This is a genomic window from Methylocystis sp. sgz306128 (assembly GCF_056032725.1).
Genome location: NZ_JBVYWO010000001.1, coordinates 509,524 through 529,013 on the forward strand (window position 1 = coordinate 509,524; position 19,490 = coordinate 529,013).

Sequence of the window (19,490 nt, forward strand, 5' to 3'; positions counted from 1 at the left end):
AGCTTCCGCGGCGGGGATGCCGAATTCGCGGGAGATTACGCTGGATTCGGTGATGAAAAGCGGAGGCCGTCAATTTGATCGTCTCGATAGAAACCACGATGGCGTGATCGATCAATCCGAATGGGCTGCTTACGTCGACGAACTGATGGCGCGGACAAAATCACGCATGGTCAAGCGCTGGTCGGAGATGGCCCCCGACGCATCGGGGAAGGTCTCGCGCGAGCATTTTCTGGCTTCGCGGGCCAGATGGTTTGCGGAAGTGGACAGCGACCATGCAGGCGTTATCGACGGCGATAAGATACGCCAGTATAATTATCAGCATTCAGACAGGCCATAGCGAATTCAGACGTTTTCAGTCTGCTTTTGCACACCGGGATTGTGGCAGCGCGGAATAGTGACGCGGATGCTGGTGCCACGGCGCAACTGCGATGAGATGTCGAGCGCGCCGCCATGAAGTTCGGCGAGCGAGCGGGCGATGGCCAGCCCGAGGCCTGAGCCTTTCATGCCATTCTGCAGCGTCGCGTCCGCTTGCTCGAACGGTCTGCCGAGCTGTTCGAGCGCTTCGGGCGCAATGCCGACGCCATTGTCCTCGATCGTCAGGAGCAGGGCATCTTCCTGCAGTTGCGAACCCACAGTGACCAGCCCGCCATAAGGCGTAAATTTGATGGCGTTGTGAATGAGCGGCTGCAGGATCTTGCCGATGGCGGAGACGTCGGCATTGATGTCTTCGGCTACAACGGGGCTGAAGCGCAGGTCAATGTTCTTTTTCTTAGCCGCAGGCGAGAATTGCTCCATCAGGCGGTCGAACAGGCTCTGAATTTTGAATTCGCTCCGCTCGATCACGACATCGCCAGACTCAAGCCGCGACATTTCAAGTACGTCCGAGATGATGCCTGAAAGATATGCGCCGCTCTCGTTGATATGCTGGACATAGCCGAGATATTTCTCATGGCCGAGCGGGCCGAAGGTCTCGGATTTCATCATGTCCGAGAAACCCAGAATGGCATTGAGCGGCGTACGCAGTTCGTGGCTCATATTGGCAAGGAAACGTGCCTTGGTCTGGTTGGCGCGCTCGGCTTCGGCCTTCTGTTCGAGGTAGCGCTCGGCGAGATCGGCCAGCTGCTGCGCCTGTGTTTCAAGCACCTGACGGGAGCGGCGCTGATCGGCGATCGTGCCCATCAGGCGGCGCTCTGATTGCAGCAGTTGTTCTTCATGCTGTTTGAGCTTGGTAATGTCCGTGCCCACCGAGACATATCCGCCGTCACGGGTGCGGCGTTCGTTGATTTGCAGCCATCGTCCGTCTGTGAGCTGCGCCTCGTAGGTGCGGGCGGACTGCGCCTTCTGGGCATCGAAATTGATCGGTGTCTGTACAGTCGGCGGGGTGCTGATGGCGAGGAATTCCTGATAGTTCAGGCCGATGCAGGGCTCATCGAGCGGTATTTTGTGCAATTCGCGATATTTGGCATTGCACATGGCCAGACAATTATTCGCGTCCCACAACACGAAGGCTTCCGAGATGGAATCGATGGCGTCGCGCAGACGAAGATCGGCGATATGTGATGTGTCGCGGTGGTTCTTTTCCTCCGAAATATCCATCGCAATGCCGACAATGTGCTGGTGCGGGCTCTGGCTGGTGCGGACGACTTCGGCCCGCATCCGCAGCCAGACCCAGTGTCCGGCGACGTTGCGCATCCGGAAAATCTGGTCGATGGTCTGGTTCTCTTCGGCGGCAATGGCCTGGGCGATCTTGGCCAGATTGACATCGCCGGGGTGGACCATCTGGTTCATTTCGCCAAAAGACAGGGAACTCTGGCGCGGGTCGAGGCCGAGTATTTCGAACATGCTCGTCGACCAATAGATGCGGCCCCTTGCAATATCCCAGTCCCAGAGGCCGCATTTGCCACGGTTAAGCGCTGTATCGATGCGGGTGCGGATCTCGTCGCAGACCACTTCTGCATCATTGGTGCGCGAGGCCTGCCAGAAATAGGCCATGGCCGTGATCGAAAGCAGCGCAGCCACAGAAAGCAGGAGTAGGCTTTGCTGCCAGATCTGATGCCGCCAGCTCGTCAGAATTTCATTGAATGGCACAACCATGACGAGTTGCTGGTGGTGCGCCGGCAGGTTCTGGGCTGCGGCAAAGACACGGTGTCCGTCAGGCGGCGTGATGGCGAGAACGCCGGCCAGCGCGCCGAAGGTGGTGATCGGTTGCTCGGCTCCGAGCACATCGTCAATTTTGGCTTTGGTATCGCCCGGTGCGCTGGTTTGTGCCAGAATTCGGCCGCTCTGGTCGACAAGGTAAATGGCGTGGCTCTGCAGCCTCAGGCTATTGGGAAGATATTGCTCCACCTGTTCGGCGAGCTTTGCGCCATCCTCGGGAAGGCCTGTCTGGTCGACATTGTGCGCCAGCATCCGGAAGGTAAAATCGATGTCCTTCTGGGCGGTCGCGAGGATGCGGTCATGTTCCGTATAGGCCTGAATGATGAAGGCCAGCGCCAGAGTCACGAGAAAAAGAGTGATGAAAACGGGCACCATGCGGATGAGCCAGGGCTCGAAGCGCCGCGCCAGTCCGTGCTCCGGCTGGCGCCAGGGGCGCTCCAGCCCTGAAGCAAGGGACTGCGATGGAAAGTGCCGGTCTGCTTCGGCAAAATCCGCGCGCGATTCCGTAGTGGCAGCGTTTGCACGCGCCATGCCCAGCCCCCTCTGGTTGCGTTTGATAACTGCGGTTCGGATTGTATTTCCGCGAATCGGTTACAATCTGAATCGCAGATGACTCGTTGTCTAGAGTCTAACGAATCGTTAATGCGATTAATTTTTATTTTACAACCATAGCGTGTGTCAACGATTCGTCAGTCACGGATTACGAGTCTTGCGGTGCCAGAGACCGCGTGACGATATCACGAACATCGGCAGAAAGCTGACCTCTGGCCGCGATGGCGCGCAAGGCTGATTCGGCCTTGCCTTGCCGGACCGGCTCGAATGAGCGCCATGAGCGGAAGGCCGAAAGCAGTCTGGCTGCGACCTGCGGGTTTCTGGCGTCGAGCTGAAGCACGATCTCTGCCAGGAACTGATAGCCGCTGCCGTCTTTCGCATTGAACTGGCTGAGGTTGCTCATGGCAAATGCGCCGATGAGCGCGCGCACTCTGTTGGGGTTGGCCATGGAAAAGGCTTCGTGATCCATGAGCGCCCGGACGCGTGCCAGCGTGGTGGGCTCGCCAATGGCGGCCTGAAGCGAAAACCACTTGTCGATGACGAGGGGTTCCGATTTGAATTGCTCGTAAAATTGACTGAGCACCGCTTCCCGGGCTGCGCCTGCCTGCTGGGCCAGAGCGCTGAGCGCGCCCAGGCGGTCCGTCATATTGTCCGCACCGACGAAGGTCTTTTTCGCGATATCGGCGGCATCCGTATGGCCGCTGGCGATCATCAGATCAAGCAGAACCGCCTTGAGCGAGCGCCGTCCCGCGCCCTTTGCGTCCGGCACGAAGGGAACAGGCTGTGAGAGCGCTTCGTGCAGCGCCGAGAGAGGTGCATAAAGCGAGCGGCCAAGGCCGGCCTTGAAGCTTTCACGCGCACTCCTGATCGCATCGGGATCGACATTGGCGCCGATTTCGCGCGCGATATCGGCCTCCGACGGCAGGCTCATGGCCAGCGCCGCGAAAGCATGATCCGCATTGGGCTGCGCCGCGTCCTCCAGCATCTGCGCATAGGCCTGCATAAGCCGCGGATGATCGGCAGAGCGGCCTGCGGCTGCGCTGCGCATGAGATGGCGGCTGGCGCAGCTTTGCAGAGCCTGCCAACGGTTGAAAGAATCGCTGTCCTTGCGCGCGAGCATCAGCAAATCTTCGTCCGATTGGTCGAATGCGATGCGCACCGGCGCTGAAAACGCACGGAAAGCCGAGAGCACTGGTGGCTTTGCAATCTTCCCGAAAACCAGCCTGCGCGAGACTGTATTGAGTTCGAAGGTCTTGCCGGCCAGTTCTGCTGGCGAGGCCGACCGCTCGATCAGTTCATTCACCTCGCCGTCCTCATCGACCAGCCCAAGTTTCACCGGAATGACAAAAGGCGCCTTGCGGGCCTGTCCGGGTGTCGGCGGCGTGGATTGGTTGAGATCTACGGTAAAGGTCTGTGCCTTCCGATCATAGGTTGTCGATATGCTGACACGCGGCGTACCCGCCTGATCATACCAGCGCATGAACTGGCCAAGATCGCGACCGGAAACCTCGGCAAAGCAGGCGATGAAATCCTCCATTGTCGCTGCAGTGCCGTCATAGCGGTCGAAATAGAGTGTCATGCCTGCCGCGAAGGCATCGGGACCGATCAGCGTCTTGAGCATCCGGATAACCTCGGAGCCCTTTTCGTAAATGGTCGACGTGTAGAAATTGTTGATTTCCATATAGGTTTCGGGGCGCACATTATGTGCGAGCGGCCCGGCATCCTCGACGAACTGCGTCGCGCGCAGGTTTTTGACGTCGGCAATGCGCTTGACCGGGCGTGAGCGCTGGTCGCTGGAAAATTCCTGATCGCGGAAGACGGTAAGTCCTTCCTTCAGGCAGAGCTGGAACCAGTCGCGGCAGGTGATCCGGTTGCCGGTCCAGTTATGAAAATATTCATGGGCGATCACTGCCTCGATGTGGGCATAATCCATATCGGTTGCCGTCTCGACAGAGGCGAGCACATATTTGTCGTTGAAGACATTGAGCCCCTTGTTTTCCATCGCACCCATGTTGAAATCGGATACGGCGACAATATTGAAAATGTCGAGATCATATTCGCGCCCGAACGCCTCCTCATCCCATTTCATCGAGCGCTTGAGCGCATCCATGGCATAGGCCGCCCGGCCTTCCTTGCCCGGCTCGACATAAATGCCAAGCTTCACCCTGCGCCCGGACATGGTGACAAATTCGTCATGGATCGAACCAAGATCGCCGCCGACCAGCGCAAAGAGATAGCAGGGCTTGGGGAATGGATCGTGCCAGACAGCAAAGTGGCGTCCGCCGGGCAGGTCGCCCCGGTCTGTCAGGTTGCCATTGCCGAGCAGCACCGGCACGCGCGCTTTGTCGGCTTCGATCCGCGTCGTATAGACAGCAAGCACATCGGGCCGGTCGAGAAAATAGGTGATGCGACGGAAGCCTTCAGCCTCGCATTGCGTGCAGAAGGCTGAGCCGGAACGATAGAGCCCCATCAGCTGCGTATTAGCTTTCGGGTCTATTTCTGTTTCAATTTCAAGAACAAAGCTACGCTGCGGCGGGGCCTCCAGCGTCAACAGGTCTGGCGTTGCTCTGGCTTGGCTGCAGTCCTGCCCGTCGAGCCTGAGCGCCACCAGTTTAAGTCCGTCACCATCGAGCAAGAGCGGCATGTCTGGCCGCCCTTGCGGGTTTGGCCGCATCTTGAGCCGCGCCAGTACTTTGGTGCGGTGATCGTCAAGGCGCACGTCGAGATCCACGGTGTCGATCAGGTAGTCAGATGGACGATAATCCTTCAGGCGAACGGGGCGGGCAGTATCTGTGCGCATCATGATTCCAGTTTTGCAGAGGCTTAAGTTGGTTGAAGAGGCGTCGGAACGGTTCACATACCGCTTGCTGCCTCTGATTGCGTATTTTCACGCTGTCGATCTTGCTCGAGAGCAATGCCGGCGTGATTCTTGAGCGGAATTTTATCAAGGCCGTGCTTTTGCTCCAGTCTGTCGAGCTCGGCGCGGCGCGCAGCAGCATTCTGGTCTGCCGAAACGCTTGTGGTCCGGGCGGAAATCCACACTGTTGCGTTCCGGGTGGGGATGAAGTCGACTTTTTGTTCCGCCAGCCTCAGGTAAAAATCCCAATCCCAGTAATAGGCCATCGACGCGTCGAACAGCCCGTAGGCGTCGTGAAAGGCGCGCGGATAAGCCAGTCCGGGCAGCAGCAGCATATTGTTTTGGCGCAGGCTCTGGCCATCCGCCTGCGCCGAGAACGGCAGGCGGGCGGTCTGCTGTCCGGTATCGTCCTCATAGGAGATCCAGCCCGAGGCGTAGGCAACGGCGGGCTTCCCTGCGAGGACGTCATGCAGATCGGCAAGATGCCGCGGCATGAACCAGTCATCGTCATCAAGCCAGGCGATATGCGTGCCGCGTGCCGCTCCGAGCGCGAGATTGCGGGCCGGAACCTGCCCCGCACGACCGCTTGACAGCGTGGTCAGACGTGGATTGCTCCGGGCTTCGGCCAATCGTGAACCTGATCCGTCGCCATCATCGACGACAATCAGTTCATAATCGTGAAACTCCTGCGCATCGACGGAGTCCAGGGCGCGGCGCAGCAGGTGAGGACGGTTGCAGGTCGGAATGATGATTGAAAAAAACATGGCTCTGTTCGTGGTTCATGATTCATCTAAGCAATGAATCGATAAAATCGAGCACCGGCAACTATTTTATGACACGGTTTCCGGTGCATTCTCGCGGGAAAAGGGAAAGATCCATACAGCGACCGCCAATGTGGCGATCCCGAAGAGAAGCAAAGTCAGGGGCTCGGTAAGGCCAACCGCCAGCAGCACAGAACTGAGCAGCGAACCGGCCACCATGAACAGCGCCGTCAGCACATTGACCCCGGCAACGATCCGCGCGCGTCTGTCTGTTGCCGACCAGGCCTGAACTGCGGCGAAAATCGGCACCACAAACAAGCCGCCGGCGGCGGAGAGAACAATCACATCGGCCGCCACATGCAATCCGGCATAAGAGGTGAGGAACTCTCCGATTTCGATGACGCCGTTATGCCGTTGCAGCGCGCTCATGGTCACGCCAATATCGATCAGCGCCACCGCCATGGTCAGCGCCGTGACCGGCATCCAGCGCACGTCGATCCGGCCATGCGCTAGCCAGGCTGCGCCCAGCGAACCCAGACCGATGCCAATGGCAAAGAATGCGCTGATCATGGTTTCGACGTGAATGTCCCCGCCGATGCGCTGCTTTACCACCACCGGCACAAGCGACAGCGCCACGGCGCCAATCATCCAGAACCAGCTCACGCTGATTGCGCCCGTCCTTATGCGTCCGTCGTCTGCGAGCGCGCGCAGCAGCCGCATCGACGAGGACAGGACATTCTTCTGTATAGTCAGCTCTGGCGCGGCGCGGGCTGTCGAGGGGATGAAGAGACTCGTGCCCCAGCACAGCAGGGCGATGATCATCATCTGCGCGACCACCCCCACCGGATCGCGCCCGTAGGCCGCCGCATAACCGCCGACGATAAGCCCGAGCAGAATGGCGAGAAAGGTCGCTGCCTCAATGAGCGCATTGCCGGCCGGCAGTTCCGATTGGGAAAGATGATCCGGCAGAATGCCATATTTGATCGGCCCGAACAGCGCGGCAATAATGCCGAGGCCCAGCAGCGCCACATAGAGCAGCAGCAGCGAATGATACCAGAATCCCGCAGCTGCACAGCACTGCACCAATATTTCGGCGCCCTTGAGCCAGCGCGTCACCGCGGCCTTGTCATGCGCATCGGCCAGTTCGCCGCCAACCCCTGACAGAATGATCGAGGGCAGAATGAAAATTCCGATAGCCAGAGTGATCAGAGCGCCTGCCTGCTCCGTTCCCAGCCGGAACAGGATCAGCATGCCCAGCATCTGGCGCACGAAATTATCGTTGAACGCGGAAAAGAACTGGCTCCAGAACAGAGGTGCGAAACGGCGGGAAAATAAAAGTTCGATCATGGCCTTTCCAATATGAGGTCGGAGGCGCTGCGCAGGCAAACGACGAGGTCTGGCAGAGTCTTCGAGACGCCTGGGTTCAATTGGAACCGGTTTGGCCCTGTGGTTTTCCGGGCCGCAATGGCTCACAATGACCAACAATGCGGGTAATCTGTGGCAAGCGCGCCTTTGCGCCGCGATCTATCTGATCCACGGCCTGATGCACTTCCGCCACGCTCAGATGCGGATTGCTGCGGCAGTGGTAGTTGACCACAACGCCTGTCTGCGTCATGCGTGCGCGCACCGAATGCACGTCCCTGATGATGCTGCTCTCCCGTGCGAGATCCTCAAGACTGGCCTGCACCTGACGCAGCAGCGATTCGTCCGCATCGTTTCCGGCCAGTTCCTGCACGATAAGCGGCTCGATATGCGTCTCGACCTCGACATCGGGGCCAAGCTCATCGCGGATAGCGGCTTCGAGCCGCGAGGCAAGATCATGCGCCGTGCCAAGGCTCATGCGTGCATCGAGTTCGATATCAAGGCTCACACATGTGGTTTCGCCAACTTTCTGAACGGTGACATGATGAACCGGCAGCCGCCGGATGGCGGAAATGAGCAGGATGCGCTCCAGCACCGTTTCCTTGTCGATGATCTTGGGATTGGCCGTGACAGTGACGCGCGCCTGCGGAAATTGTTCAAGAATGGCCTGTTCCACTTGCGTCTTGACCTTGAGCGCGCGGTCAAGCGGCAGCGTCCTCGGCACTGCAATGCCGATTTCGCCAATGAATGTTCCCCCCGCTGGGCGGATGCGGACATTTTCCACTTCCGCCACCCCTGAGACCCGGCGCGTGATCTGGCTGATCTCTTCCGCCATGCCCTTCGGCGCAGTGTCAACCAATGTGTCAATAGTGCGCCGCCCAAGCCGGTAGCCGGCAACGGCAATGAACAGCGCCACACCGATGGCGGCCAGCGCATCGCCATCGATGAATCCGAAATTATTCGCGATCAGGCCGATCAGCACCAGAACGGACGAGACAAGATCGCTGGAAAAATGCAGGGCGTCGGCGCTGAGCGCCTCGCTGCCTGTCTGTTTCGCGACCTTGGTCAGGCCGCGCCAGCGCACCAGATCGACGGCTATGGATACGCCAAGCACACCGAAGGTGAGCCAGTTCGCCTCGACGGATGAGGAGCCCTGCATCAGGCGCCATACGGCAAAGCCCAGAACGATGACCGCCAGCGTGATCAGCAAGCTTGTTTCGGCCAGCGCCGCCACGGCTTCGATTTTGCCATGCCCGTAATGATGTTCCTCGTCAGCGGGCTTTGCCGCGGCGCGTACGGCAAAATAGGTCAGGGTGGTCGCGCCGGTGTCGAGCAGGCCGTGTCCGGCTTCGGAGAGCAGGCCCAGCGAACCGGAAAGCAGCCCGGCAACCAGCTTTGCCGCAGTTAGTCCGGCGCTGGCAAAGATTGAGGCGAGGGCCGCCTGTTCTTTGAGATCGTTATTGCTGCTCATGGAAAATGCCTTGACCTCTTTTTAATTTCGACCATCCTGCCCGAATATGGGAGATTGAACATGCGTTATTTGCATACAATGGTTCGCATCACAAATATCGAGGAAAGTCTGCATTTTTATTGTGATTTGCTGGGCCTCGTTGAAGTGCGCCGTCATGTTTCCGAGCAGGGCCGCTTCACTCTGATTTTTCTCAGCGCGCCGGATGATCTGGAGGCTGCAAAGGCCAATGCCGCGCCTCTGGTGGAGCTGACCTATAACTGGGACCCTGAACATTACACCGGCGGGCGTAATTTCGGCCATCTCGCCTATAAGGTGAAGAATATATACGAATTATGCGCCAAATTGCGCGATGGCGGCGTCATTATCAACCGCCCGCCGCGTGACGGATATATGGCTTTCGTGCGTTCGCCCGACAATATCTCGATTGAACTGCTGCAGGAGGGCGATGCTCTGCCCAAGCAGGAGCCATGGGCTTCCATGCCCAATACCGGCGCCTGGTAAAACGCGCTGCGGCCCGACAAACAGCTGTCGTTCCTTCATCCTGAGCCTGTCGAAGGATGAAGCGCATCGCCCGCGCTGTCAATTTCTGAACCATGCGGGACCTGAGCAAAAATTGCCCTGTCCCCATAGGCCTTCGCGGCAGCGCGACGTCAAAATCCGATCTGCACCTTCATGGCTTTCGAACGATCGCTTGCCAGTTCAAAGCCGCGTACGGCCTCGCTCAGCGGCACAACTTCGGTCAGCAGCGGTTTGACATCCACCAGACCAGCCTCGATAAACCTGACAGCGGTGGCAAATTCCTCATGGAAGCGGAACGTGCCGCGCAGATCGAATTCCTTGGCCACGATGATATTCATCAGGAAGGTGAAATCACCGCCAAGGCCAAGCTGCACCAGCACGCCGCGCGGACGCACCACAGCCAGCGCGCCGGCGAAGGCGCGGTTATTGCCTGATGCCTCGAACAGGACATCGAACTGGCCCTTGTCTTTCTCATAAGGGGCGAGCGCATCGGGATTTGCAGCCGTATTCAGTGTTACGTCCGCCCCGACTTTCTTTGCCAGCGCCAGCGTGCCGTCGACAATGTCGGTGACGACAATTTCAGCAGCGCCGGCCCGGCGTGCCGCCAGCACGCAAAGTGTGCCGATCGGCCCGGCGCCGGTGATCAGAACGCGCTTGCCCAGAAGATCCCCTGCGCGGCGCGTGCCGTGCAGGCAAACCGCCAGAGGTTCGGCAAAGGCTGCCTCATTGAGTGAGACACCTGACGCCATGGGCACAGCCTGCTGCGCCTCACAGATCAAATCGCTGCGGAATGCCCCCTGCACATGCGGGAAGCGCATGGCCGAGCCATAGAATTTCATGTCGAGACAATGATTTTGCAGCCCGCGCAGGCAATAGACGCAGGCATTGCAGGGCAGGCTGGGATTGACCGCCACCTGCTGGCCGACCGCCAGTCCCGACACGCCGTTGCCCAGCGCGGTGATGACACCAGCCACTTCATGGCCCAGAATCATCGGCTCTTTGAGGCGCACGGTGCCGAAGCCGCCATGATTGAAATAATGCAGATCCGAGCCGCAGATGCCGCCCGCCTTTATGGCGACACGCACCTGTCCGGCGCCCAGTTCCGGCAGGGCGACCTCCTCGATACGTAAATCCTTGGGCGCGTGGATGACGGCAGCGAGACTCATGATAAAACCCGGTCTGTGAATCAAAACCAATACATGTTATCGATAGCATAAAGCAAAATGGGCGGATAGGAAGGCGTTTGATGGCATATTCATTATTTGATCTGAGCGGGTGCGTCGCGTTGGTGACAGGATCTTCACAGGGTATCGGCCTTGGCATAGCGCGCGGACTGGCGCAGGCTGGCGCGAAAGTTGTGCTCAATGGCCGTGATCAGGGCAAGCTGGCTTCGGCGCGGGCATCGCTGGCAGCCGAGGGGCTTTCCGTGCTGACCCGAGCGTTCGATGTCACCATCAAGGCTGATGTCGTCAGGGCCGTCGACGAACTGACGGCCGAGCTTGGCGGCATCGACATTCTGGTGAATAATGCCGGCATTCAGCGCCGCGCGCCGTTTGTCGATTATCCGGAAGAGACCTGGCACGAAATCACCACCAGCAATATTGACGGTGTGTTCTTTCCGGCGCAGGCGGTCGCAAAGCAGATGATCGCCCGCAAATCCGGCAAGATCATCAACATCTGTTCCGTGATGAGCGAACTTGGCCGGCCGAACATCATTCCCTATACCGCCACCAAGGGCGCGGTGAAAATGATGACGAAGGGTATGTGCGCCGAACTCGGCAAATATAATATTCAGGTCAATGGGATAGGCCCCGGCTACATCCGGACCGAGCTGAATCAGGCTTTGCTCGATGACAAGGCATTTTTCGACTGGGTCTGTGCCCGCACCCCTGCAGGACGCTGGGCCGATATCGATGAGCTTGCTGGCGCTGCGATCTTTCTGGCTTCAGCCGCGTCAAATTATGTCAACGGTCAGATCCTGATGGTCGATGGTGGCATGACATCAGTTGTGTGAGCACCAAAACAAAAGGCAGAGCGGCGGCGCTCTGCCTTTGGATTTTGTCTTTTTCTGCGGTGCGCCTGACCGGAGCGGTTACTTGGCGCGCTCGACGTAGGAGCCGTCTTCCGTCATGATCACGACCTTGGTTCCGGCTGTGATATGGCCGGGAACCAGTGTACGCACGCCGTTGGAGAGCATGGCCGGCTTGAACGAGGACGAGGCCGTCTGGCCTTTCATCGTCGGCTCGGTCTCGGTGATTTCCAGAGTGACCTTGGCGGGCAGCTGAATGGCGACGCAAACGCCGTTGAACACCGACAGCACGCATTTCATGTTTTCCTGCAGGAAGGGCGCCATGTCGCCCATCACGTCGCGTGAAACCGTGATCTGCTCGAAATTGTCCGGGTTCATGAAGACATAGCCTTCGCCGTCGTCATAGAGGTAGTTGTAGTCCTGATCCTCGACGAAGGCGCGCTCGACCTGCTCGGTTGTCTTGTAGCGGTCGGTGGTCTTCACGCCGTCCGAAATGCGGCGCATGTCGATCTGCGTTGTCGGAGTGCCCTTGCCGGGATGAAAACTTTCTGCTTTCAACACAACATAGAGCTGACCATCGTCGCGCTCGATGATATTGCCTTTGCGGATGGAACTGGCGATAACCTTCACTGGAACAACCTCTTGATGTTTGATTTTGGGCGCAACATACTGATTTTTTGGCGTTTGACCAGTCACCTTATGCATATGTCGGCGAGGAGCCAGCACTTTTTATGACCAGCGTCTCGCCATTCTGGAGCCGGGAGCGCCACGAAGACCGCCGGCCGAGACTGATGCTGCGCACCCGCCTCACGCAGGCTTTGCGCGATTTTTTTGTCAGCCGAGGCTTTATCGAGGTTGAAACCGGTATTTTGCAGGCCTCGCCCGGAAACGAGACGCATCTTCACGCATTTTCCACGCAATTTAATCTGCCCGGCGAGGCAGCGCAGACGTTCTATCTGCACACTTCGCCGGAATTTGCCTGCAAGAAGCTGCTTGGTGCGGGCGAGCGCCGAATTTTCACACTGGCGCGGGCTTTCCGCAATTTCGAGCGCAGCGCCCTGCATGCCCCCGAATTCACCATGCTGGAATGGTATCGCGCCGAAGAGGATTATGCGGTGCTGATGCAGGATTGCGCCGAGCTGATCGCTGCGCTGGCGCAGACGGCACAAACAAGCAAATTAGTCTGGCGAGGTCAGAGTTGCGATCCATATGCGCCGTTCGAGCGCCTGAACGTTGCGGATGCTTTTACGCGCCATGCCGGTATCGACCTTCTCGCCACGCTGACGCCGGAGCCGGATCGGGAGGCGCTTGCTCGCGAGGCGCGCCGGATCGGCCTGCGTCTTGCGTCGGATGATAACTGGTCAGACATTTTCAGCCGCATTCTATCTGACAGGATCGAACCGCATCTGGGGCAGGGACATCTGACTGTTCTTGATGAATATCCGGCCTGTGAAGCGGCATTGGCGCGCAGATCGGCGCGTGATCCGCGCGTTTCGGAGCGCTTCGAACTTTATGCCTGCGGCGTGGAACTGGCCAATGCCTTTGGTGAACTGACCGATCCGGTGGAGCAGCGCCGTCGCTTTGAAGCCGAAATGCGCGAGAAACAGCGCATTTATGGCGAGACTTATCCGCTCGATGAGGATTTTCTTGAGAGCCTGAAAATAATGCCGTCCGCCAGCGGCATAGCTCTGGGGTTTGACCGGCTTGTCATGCTGCTCACGGGGGCTGCCCGCATTGACGACGTACTCTGGACACCCATGCCATGACTCGGTCAGCGAAGACACAGCGCGCAAGCCTGCGCACACTGGCTGATTATGTCGCCGCCGGTCTTGTCACGCCGCAGGACAGCACCGCGCTGGAGCCTGTTGCCGCGCGCTATGCGCTGGCGCTCTCGCCCGCCATGGCCGATCTGATCGATACCTCTGATCCTGATGATCCGATTGCAGCGCAATTCGTCCCGCGCGCCGAAGAGCTGGATGTTCTGCCGCAGGAACTTGCCGATCCGATCGGTGATGCGGCCCATTCGCCCGTCAAAGGGCTGGTGCATCGTTATCCGGATCGCGTCCTGTTCAAGGTGACGCATGTTTGTCCGGTCTATTGCCGCTTCTGTTTTCGCCGCGAAATGGTCGGCCCCGGCAAATCCGACGCGCTCGCTCAGCCCGATATTGATGCCGCGCTGGCCTATATTGCCGCTCATAGCGAGATCTGGGAAGTGATCCTCACCGGCGGCGATCCGCTTTTCCTTTCCGCCCGCCGCATCCGGGACTTGATGATGGCGCTCAGAACCATGCCGCATGTGAAGGTTGTGCGCTTTCACAGCCGCGTGCCGGTGGTTTCGCCGCATCTGATCACACCGGCGATGGTCTCGGCCATGCGGGCCTGCGGCAAGATGGTTTATGTCGCCGTTCACGCCAATCATCCGCGCGAATTCGCTCCGCCCGCCCGCGCCGCCTGTGCGCGGCTGGCCGATGGCGGCATCGGCCTCGTCAGCCAGTCGGTTCTGCTGCGCGGCGTCAATGACGATGCGGAAACTTTGGCCGCGCTGATGCGCACTTTTGTCGAAAACCGCATCATGCCTTATGCGCTGCACCATGGCGATCTCGCGCCCGGCACCTCGCATTTTCGCCTGACCATAGCGGAGGGGCAGGCGCTGATGCGCGCTCTGCGTGGGCGGCTCTCCGGCCTGTGCCAGCCGACCTACATTCTCGATATTCCCGGCGGCCACGGCAAATCGCCCATAGGGCCGAATTATGTGAATGAGATGGCCGAAGACCTGCTGGTTGAGGATTATCGGGGCCGGAAACATGCCTACAGGGACGGAATATAGCCGTCTTCGGGCAATTGTTCATGCTGGGGCGGCATCGTCGGGCGCGAGGCCGACGGAATGTAATTCCTCATCCTTCAGGCACATCCTTCGACAGACTCAGGATGAAGGCTGAGGTCGTTTCAGGTGAATTGAGTTGCCTTGAGATAGCCTGATCCGCATGCGCGGGCCTGAGCCGCGCATTCACGTAAAATTTTCAAGTCGCTTAAAACTCGCCTTTCAGCGCCTGATATAGCCGCCGGAACTGTGCAATTTTTGGTTTGTACGCAGCAACGAGATCTTTTTGCGGTTCTGTAACGTCGAGCACATCCGGTCGCACACAGACAACATGCGGCTGTTCTCCGGTGACGGCCAGTCGGGCGAGACGTGCCGCACCAAAGGCAGGGCCCTTGTCTGCGCCCGTGTAGCGGATCAGCGGCATATCGAGCACATTGCTCAGAATTTGCATCCAGAACCGGGATTTCGCGCCGCCGCCTATGACACCCGCTTGCTCTATGCGGCTGCCTGCGGCCTCCACCGCGGCCTGCGCATCGGCGAAGGAATAGGCGACACCTTCCAGAATGGCCTGTCCCAGCCGTGCGCGATCCGTGTCTCCGGTCATGCCAAAGAATACGCCCTTGGCATTGGGGTCATTGTGCGGCGTGCGCTCCCCCGAGAGGTAGGGCAGGAATATTTCGCCGGCCGGGGCAGTAAATTGCGCTTCCGCTTCTCTGACAAGATTGGCAGGATCTGTGCCCATCAGGCCTGCACCCCAGGCCAGCGGGCTGGCGCCGTTGAGCATGGCCGCCATTTGGAACCATGTGTCGGGCAGGGCATGCGCGAAGGCGTGAACCAGCGTAGCCGGAGCGGGGCGGTAGGAGTTGGTGGCGACAAATAATTGTCCCGATGTGCCCAGCGAGATGAAGGCATCGCCATCCGAGATCGCGCCCAGTCCGACGGCGCCTGCCGCGGCATCGCCCGCGCCGCCCGCGACAATGACTTTGCCCATACCCCAGCGGGCAGCATGCTCTGCCAGCAACTGGCCGGAGACGGCATTGCCCTCAATGAGGGCCGGCATCTGCCCTGCGTCCACGCCGGTCGCGGCCAATGCCCCGGCGGACCACGTGCGTCTTGCCTCGTCAAGCCACCAGGTGCCGGCGGCATCCGACATATCAGTGGCCTTGTTGCCCGACAGTCTCAAGCGCAGATAGTCCTTGGGCAGCATGATGGTGCGGACACGCGCGAAATTCTCCGGTTCGTGCTGTTTCAGCCACATCAGCTTCGGCGCCGTGAAACCCGGCATGGCGACGACGCCGGCAATATCCGGCAAATCTGGGTATTGCCGCGCCAGAAGAGCACATTCGGGTGCCGAGCGGCCATCATTCCACAAAATAACCGGCCGTACCGGCTGATCGGCCGCATCAAGCAGAACAGCGCCATGCATCTGGCCCGAAAGGCCGATGCCGCGCACCTTTGCCAGCGCGTGCGGATGCTGCTGCCTGAACAAGTCCAGCACATCGCAGGCGGCTTTCCAGAAATCTTCGGCATTTTGCTCCGACCACAAGGTTTTGGGCCGGGATATCGCGAGCGGCGCGCTGGTTTCGGCGATGACATGCATGTCGTCATCAACGAGAACCGCCTTGATCGCCGAAGTGCCGAGGTCGATGCCGAGATACATGGCTTTTTTGCTCCGGTGCGCGCTTCAGGACGTTTTGCGGCGTCAAAGCAGCCGCATCATCACCGCTCCGGCCAGGACCAGCACGGCGCCGATGAAGCGTCCGAACGACACCGGATGTATCGATACATTGAAAGCGCCGAAATGATCAATCAGCATTGCCGAAATCAATTGTCCGGCAATGATGAAGCAGAAGGTCACCGCAGCGCCAAGCCGCGGCGTGATGATGATGCTGATCATCACAAATATTGCGCCAATGATACCGCCGGCTATGAAAATATGCAGCGGGGCAGTCTTCAGCATGGCCCAGCTTGGCCACTGCCTGTGGCTCAGAACAGTCAGCGTCACCAGCGCGATGGTACCCGTGAGGAACGATATCGAAGCAGCCGGAAGCGGGCTGGAGAACAGCCGGGCCAGTTGGCTGTTGATGACAAATTGTACCGGTAAAATCGTGCCGGCAAGCAGTGCAAGGGCAATGAGGCCAATAGCGGCGAGGTTCATGTCGGGCCTTTAAAAAATATCCCCGCCGAAGCGGGGATAAAATCATACTCTGAAAATTATTTCAGAGCCTTTTCGATTACCGCGTCGGTATAGGCGCCGGTCGGTTCCTTGGTGATAACCGGGTCCGAGCCGCCGCTCAGGAGGATCTTGACTGTGCGGTCGTAATCAGCCTTGTCGAGCTTGCCGTTCGAGCCTGCCGTCAGTTTGTTGATTTCTTCCATCATACGCAACTGATGCTTCATCGTCTGCGCGCCGGTGGAATCATTGTCGAGCACGATCTGTGCGGCTTCCTTCGGATGCTCGCGCGACCATTCCCAGCCTTTCATCGAAGCCTTGACGAATTTGGCCATCTTGTCGACGAAAGCCGGGTCTTTCAGCTTGTCTTCCATGACATAAAGGCCGTCTTCCATCGTGGCGACGCCAAGGTCGGTATAATTGAAGACCACAAGCTGGCTGGGCTTCAGGCCGCCGTCAATCACCTGCCAATATTCGTTATAGGACATGGTGGAGATGCAATCGGCCTGCTTTTGCAACAGCGGATCGACGTTGAAACCCTGTTTGAGCACTTTCACGCCTGTCGGAGAACCATCGGTCTTCAGTCCGAGTTTCGACATCCACGAGAGGAATGGATATTCATTGCCGCCGAACCAGACGCCAAGGGTATGGCCCTTGAAATCTGCCGGTGTCTTGATGCCGGAATCGGCGCGGCAGGTCAGCATCAGGCCCGAGCGCTTGAACGGCTGGGCGATGTTGACGAGAGGAACGCCTTTTTCGCGCGTGGCGAGAGCCGAGGGCATCCAGTCGACGACGACATCGGCACCGCCGCCTGCAATAACCTGCGGCGGAGCCACATCCGGGCCGCCCGGCTTGATGGTGACATCAAGGCCCGCATCCTTGTAAAAGCCCTTGTCCTTGGCGACATAATAGCCGGCGAATTGCGCCTGTGTGACCCATTTCAGCTGCAAAGTGACTTTTTCCGCAGCCTGTGCGCTGGCGGCTGCCAGCGCCGACAGGGCGATCATTCCCAGTAGAATTTTTTTCATCGCTTCCCTCCAATTTGGACTTCAACCCCTCTGGCGATAAGACGCATGCCAGAACGTCACACGGCGCTCGATGAGCGCAATGATTCCATAAAATACCGAGCCGGTCAGCGCCGCCACGAATATGGTTGCCCACACCATGTCAATATTCATCCGGCCCACTTCCGTGTTGATGCGGAAACCCATACCGACAATGGGCGTGCCAAAAAATTCCGCCACAATGGCGCCAATGAGCGAAAGCGTGGCATTGATCTTCAAGCCATTGAAAATGAACGGCAATGCAGCGGGGAGGCGCAGTTTGAGCAGCGTCTGGCCCTCGGACGCGCCGTAGGTTTTCATCAGATCCCGCTCCATGAGCCCGGCCGCCGCCAGCCCGGCATTGGTATTCACCAGCATGGGAAAGAACGTCATGATCACGACAACCGCGGCTTTCGAGGGCCAGTCGAAACCAAACCACATGACCATGATAGGCGCCACGCCCACGATCGGCAGGGCCGAGACAAAATTGCCCATCGGCAAAAGGCCGCGTTGCAGAAACGGACTGCGGTCGATCAGGATGGCCACGAGAAAACCTGCTCCGCAGCCCAGCGCATAGCCGGCGAGAATGCCTTTCATCGTCTGCACGAAATCGGCGCCCAGCAAGGGCAGCGAGGAGAGAATGCGCTCGAAGATGCGGCTTGGCGCGGGCAGGATGATCTGCGGCACGCCATAGCCGGTGACGATCTGCTGCCAGAGCGTCAGCAGCGTCGCGCCAAAGATCAGAGGAACGGCAATTGCGCCCAGCCGGGCGCCCATGCCGCGTGACGGCGTCGCGCGCATCACCAGAATGACGGCCCCCCAGCCGAAGGCCCATATGGCGAGCGTGGTCAGCAGCGTCATGGCCGCGCTCCCATGGCTTTCGCCGTGATCCGCTCAGCGACGCCGACCAGCACCACCAGCAGCGCGGCCACGCTGGCCGCTACCATCAGAGCCGCCCAGATCTGGATCGTCTGGCCATAGTAGGAGCCGGCAAGCAGTCGTGCGCCAAGGCCGCCATCTTCCGATTTGGTGATTTCCGCCACGACAGCGCCAACCAGCGCCGCCGCAACCGCCACCTTGAAGCTCGCGAAAAGAAATGGCACCGAGGAAGGCAGCCGGAGCTTGAAAAAAGTCTGCAGCTTTGAGGCCGAATAGGTGCGCATCAGATCCATTTGCAGCGGATCGGGCGAGCGCAGGCCCTTGACCATGCCAACTGTGACCGGGAAAAACGAAAGATAGGCTGAAATGACGGCCTTTGGCAAAATTCCGGTAATGTCGAACTGGTTCAGTATCACCACGATCATCGGCGCGAGCGCGATGATCGGTACGGTCTGGCTGGCGACGATCCATGGCATCAGGCTCTTGTCGAGGCTCTTGATATGCACGATCAGAATAGCCAGAAGCACGCCCAGCAGCGAGCCGATGCCAAACCCAAGGACTGTGGCCTCCAATGTGATCGTGGAATGATAGACGAGACTACGCTTCGAGGACGGCGCCATTTCAAAAATGGTCTTGTTCATTTCCATGAGGATCTGATGCGGCGCGGGCAGGCGCGGACGCTCCTGATCCAGCGTCCCTGCGATGAGCTCGCCCGTCGTATAGGACGCCTCGGCATTGGCGAACTGGCTGCGCTGCAGATCGAGATTCATCCATACTGCCCCCGCATACCAGACAGCCAGCAGGGCTGCGAGCACCGTGAGAATGGGCAATAGGCCGGATTTTTGGGTCATGACTTTATGCGCCAT

At 59.0% G+C, this 19,490-nt stretch carries 17 protein-coding genes; 5 read left to right on the forward strand and 12 right to left on the reverse strand.

Annotated elements, in window-relative coordinates; genetic code table 11:
- The first annotated feature begins 52 nt into the window (after nt 1-52).
- A complete protein-coding gene (locus AC0N03_RS02480) occupies nt 53-337 on the forward strand; it encodes an EF-hand domain-containing protein (protein WP_474286861.1) in 285 nt (94 codons plus the stop codon).
- 5 nt (nt 338-342) lie between these two features.
- Here the strand turns inward: AC0N03_RS02480 and AC0N03_RS02485 are convergent, their stop codons facing one another.
- From AC0N03_RS02485 to AC0N03_RS02505, 5 genes are all read right to left on the reverse strand, one after another.
- The gene (locus tag AC0N03_RS02485; protein WP_474286863.1) at nt 343-2,688 is read right to left on the reverse strand and encodes a PAS domain-containing sensor histidine kinase; all 2,346 of its coding nucleotides are present in this window, start codon (nt 2,686-2,688) and stop codon (nt 343-345) included.
- Between the two features lie 169 nt (nt 2,689-2,857).
- Nucleotides 2,858-5,509: an aminopeptidase N gene (gene pepN, locus AC0N03_RS02490; RefSeq protein ID WP_474286864.1), complete on the reverse strand. Its 2,652-nt coding sequence runs from the start codon at nt 5,507-5,509 to the stop codon at nt 2,858-2,860.
- Between the two features lie 53 nt (nt 5,510-5,562).
- Complete coding sequence (locus tag AC0N03_RS02495; protein WP_474286865.1) at nt 5,563-6,330, reverse strand: glycosyltransferase family 2 protein; 768 nt, start codon at nt 6,328-6,330, stop codon at nt 5,563-5,565.
- Between the two features lie 66 nt (nt 6,331-6,396).
- A complete protein-coding gene (locus AC0N03_RS02500; protein ID WP_474286866.1) occupies nt 6,397-7,674 on the reverse strand; it encodes an MFS transporter in 1,278 nt (425 codons plus the stop codon).
- Nucleotides 7,675-7,750: 76 nt separating this feature from the next.
- Nucleotides 7,751-9,160 carry a cation diffusion facilitator family transporter gene (locus AC0N03_RS02505; RefSeq protein ID WP_474286868.1) on the reverse strand — a complete coding sequence of 470 codons (1,410 nt, stop codon included), beginning with the start codon at nt 9,158-9,160 and terminating at the stop codon, nt 7,751-7,753.
- A gap of 60 nt (nt 9,161-9,220) precedes the next feature.
- Between AC0N03_RS02505 and AC0N03_RS02510 the strand changes: the two genes are divergently transcribed.
- Nucleotides 9,221-9,661, forward strand: a complete 441-nt coding sequence (locus tag AC0N03_RS02510) for a VOC family protein (RefSeq protein ID WP_474286870.1) — start codon at nt 9,221-9,223, stop codon at nt 9,659-9,661.
- Nucleotides 9,662-9,810: 149 nt separating this feature from the next.
- Here AC0N03_RS02510 and AC0N03_RS02515 read toward each other — a convergent pair whose 3' ends face one another.
- Nucleotides 9,811-10,845 (reverse strand): L-idonate 5-dehydrogenase, encoded by a 1,035-nt coding sequence (locus AC0N03_RS02515; protein ID WP_474286871.1) that lies wholly within the window; start codon nt 10,843-10,845, stop codon nt 9,811-9,813.
- Nucleotides 10,846-10,925: 80 nt separating this feature from the next.
- Here AC0N03_RS02515 and AC0N03_RS02520 point away from each other — a divergent pair, with 80 nt between their 5' ends.
- Nucleotides 10,926-11,693 (forward strand): glucose 1-dehydrogenase, encoded by a 768-nt coding sequence (locus AC0N03_RS02520; protein WP_474286873.1) that lies wholly within the window; start codon nt 10,926-10,928, stop codon nt 11,691-11,693.
- Between the two features lie 78 nt (nt 11,694-11,771).
- Here AC0N03_RS02520 and efp read toward each other — a convergent pair whose 3' ends face one another.
- Nucleotides 11,772-12,338 (reverse strand): elongation factor P, encoded by a 567-nt coding sequence (gene efp / locus AC0N03_RS02525; protein ID WP_474286874.1) that lies wholly within the window; start codon nt 12,336-12,338, stop codon nt 11,772-11,774.
- A 101-nt stretch (nt 12,339-12,439) separates the two neighbouring features.
- On the opposite strand from efp, the gene epmA reads away from it, so the two are divergent.
- Both epmA and AC0N03_RS02535 read left to right on the forward strand, forming a co-directional pair.
- Nucleotides 12,440-13,474, forward strand: a complete 1,035-nt coding sequence (gene epmA, locus AC0N03_RS02530; RefSeq protein ID WP_474286875.1) for an EF-P lysine aminoacylase EpmA — start codon at nt 12,440-12,442, stop codon at nt 13,472-13,474.
- A complete protein-coding gene (locus tag AC0N03_RS02535; protein WP_474286876.1) occupies nt 13,471-14,535 on the forward strand; it encodes a lysine-2,3-aminomutase-like protein in 1,065 nt (354 codons plus the stop codon). The genes epmA and AC0N03_RS02535 overlap by 4 nt, the downstream gene beginning before the upstream one ends.
- Before the next feature lie 202 nt (nt 14,536-14,737).
- Here the strand turns inward: AC0N03_RS02535 and xylB are convergent, their stop codons facing one another.
- From xylB to AC0N03_RS02560, 5 genes are read right to left on the reverse strand one after another with little or no spacing between them, the layout of a single operon-like run.
- A complete protein-coding gene (gene xylB / locus AC0N03_RS02540) occupies nt 14,738-16,189 on the reverse strand; it encodes a xylulokinase (RefSeq protein ID WP_474286877.1) in 1,452 nt (483 codons plus the stop codon).
- A gap of 42 nt (nt 16,190-16,231) precedes the next feature.
- Nucleotides 16,232-16,687, reverse strand: a complete 456-nt coding sequence (locus AC0N03_RS02545; RefSeq protein ID WP_474286879.1) for a DMT family transporter — start codon at nt 16,685-16,687, stop codon at nt 16,232-16,234.
- Nucleotides 16,688-16,743: 56 nt separating this feature from the next.
- Nucleotides 16,744-17,730 carry an ABC transporter substrate-binding protein gene (locus AC0N03_RS02550; RefSeq protein WP_474286880.1) on the reverse strand — a complete coding sequence of 329 codons (987 nt, stop codon included), beginning with the start codon at nt 17,728-17,730 and terminating at the stop codon, nt 16,744-16,746.
- A gap of 21 nt (nt 17,731-17,751) precedes the next feature.
- A complete protein-coding gene (locus AC0N03_RS02555; protein WP_474286882.1) occupies nt 17,752-18,606 on the reverse strand; it encodes an ABC transporter permease in 855 nt (284 codons plus the stop codon).
- On the reverse strand, nt 18,603-19,475 hold the full coding sequence (locus AC0N03_RS02560) for an ABC transporter permease (RefSeq protein WP_474286883.1): 873 nt from the start codon (nt 19,473-19,475) through the stop codon (nt 18,603-18,605). Before AC0N03_RS02560 ends, AC0N03_RS02555 begins: the two co-directional genes overlap by 4 nt.
- Between the last annotated feature and the right edge of the window lie 15 nt (nt 19,476-19,490).

Coding starts and splice junctions, on each gene's coding strand:
- AC0N03_RS02480 (WP_474286861.1), top strand. CDS start 53: ATGAAAAGCGGAGGCCGTCAATTTGATCGTCTCGATAGAAACCACGAT.
- AC0N03_RS02485 (WP_474286863.1), bottom strand. CDS start 2,688: ATGGCGCGTGCAAACGCTGCCACTACGGAATCGCGCGCGGATTTTGCC.
- pepN (WP_474286864.1), bottom strand. CDS start 5,509: ATGCGCACAGATACTGCCCGCCCCGTTCGCCTGAAGGATTATCGTCCA.
- AC0N03_RS02495 (WP_474286865.1), bottom strand. CDS start 6,330: ATGTTTTTTTCAATCATCATTCCGACCTGCAACCGTCCTCACCTGCTG.
- AC0N03_RS02500 (WP_474286866.1), bottom strand. CDS start 7,674: ATGATCGAACTTTTATTTTCCCGCCGTTTCGCACCTCTGTTCTGGAGC.
- AC0N03_RS02505 (WP_474286868.1), bottom strand. CDS start 9,160: ATGAGCAGCAATAACGATCTCAAAGAACAGGCGGCCCTCGCCTCAATC.
- AC0N03_RS02510 (WP_474286870.1), top strand. CDS start 9,221: ATGCGTTATTTGCATACAATGGTTCGCATCACAAATATCGAGGAAAGT.
- AC0N03_RS02515 (WP_474286871.1), bottom strand. CDS start 10,845: ATGAGTCTCGCTGCCGTCATCCACGCGCCCAAGGATTTACGTATCGAG.
- AC0N03_RS02520 (WP_474286873.1), top strand. CDS start 10,926: ATGGCATATTCATTATTTGATCTGAGCGGGTGCGTCGCGTTGGTGACA.
- epmA (WP_474286875.1), top strand. CDS start 12,440: ATGACCAGCGTCTCGCCATTCTGGAGCCGGGAGCGCCACGAAGACCGC.
- AC0N03_RS02535 (WP_474286876.1), top strand. CDS start 13,471: ATGACTCGGTCAGCGAAGACACAGCGCGCAAGCCTGCGCACACTGGCT.
- xylB (WP_474286877.1), bottom strand. CDS start 16,189: ATGTATCTCGGCATCGACCTCGGCACTTCGGCGATCAAGGCGGTTCTC.
- AC0N03_RS02545 (WP_474286879.1), bottom strand. CDS start 16,687: ATGAACCTCGCCGCTATTGGCCTCATTGCCCTTGCACTGCTTGCCGGC.
- AC0N03_RS02550 (WP_474286880.1), bottom strand. CDS start 17,730: ATGAAAAAAATTCTACTGGGAATGATCGCCCTGTCGGCGCTGGCAGCC.
- AC0N03_RS02555 (WP_474286882.1), bottom strand. CDS start 18,606: ATGACGCTGCTGACCACGCTCGCCATATGGGCCTTCGGCTGGGGGGCC.
- AC0N03_RS02560 (WP_474286883.1), bottom strand. CDS start 19,475: ATGACCCAAAAATCCGGCCTATTGCCCATTCTCACGGTGCTCGCAGCC.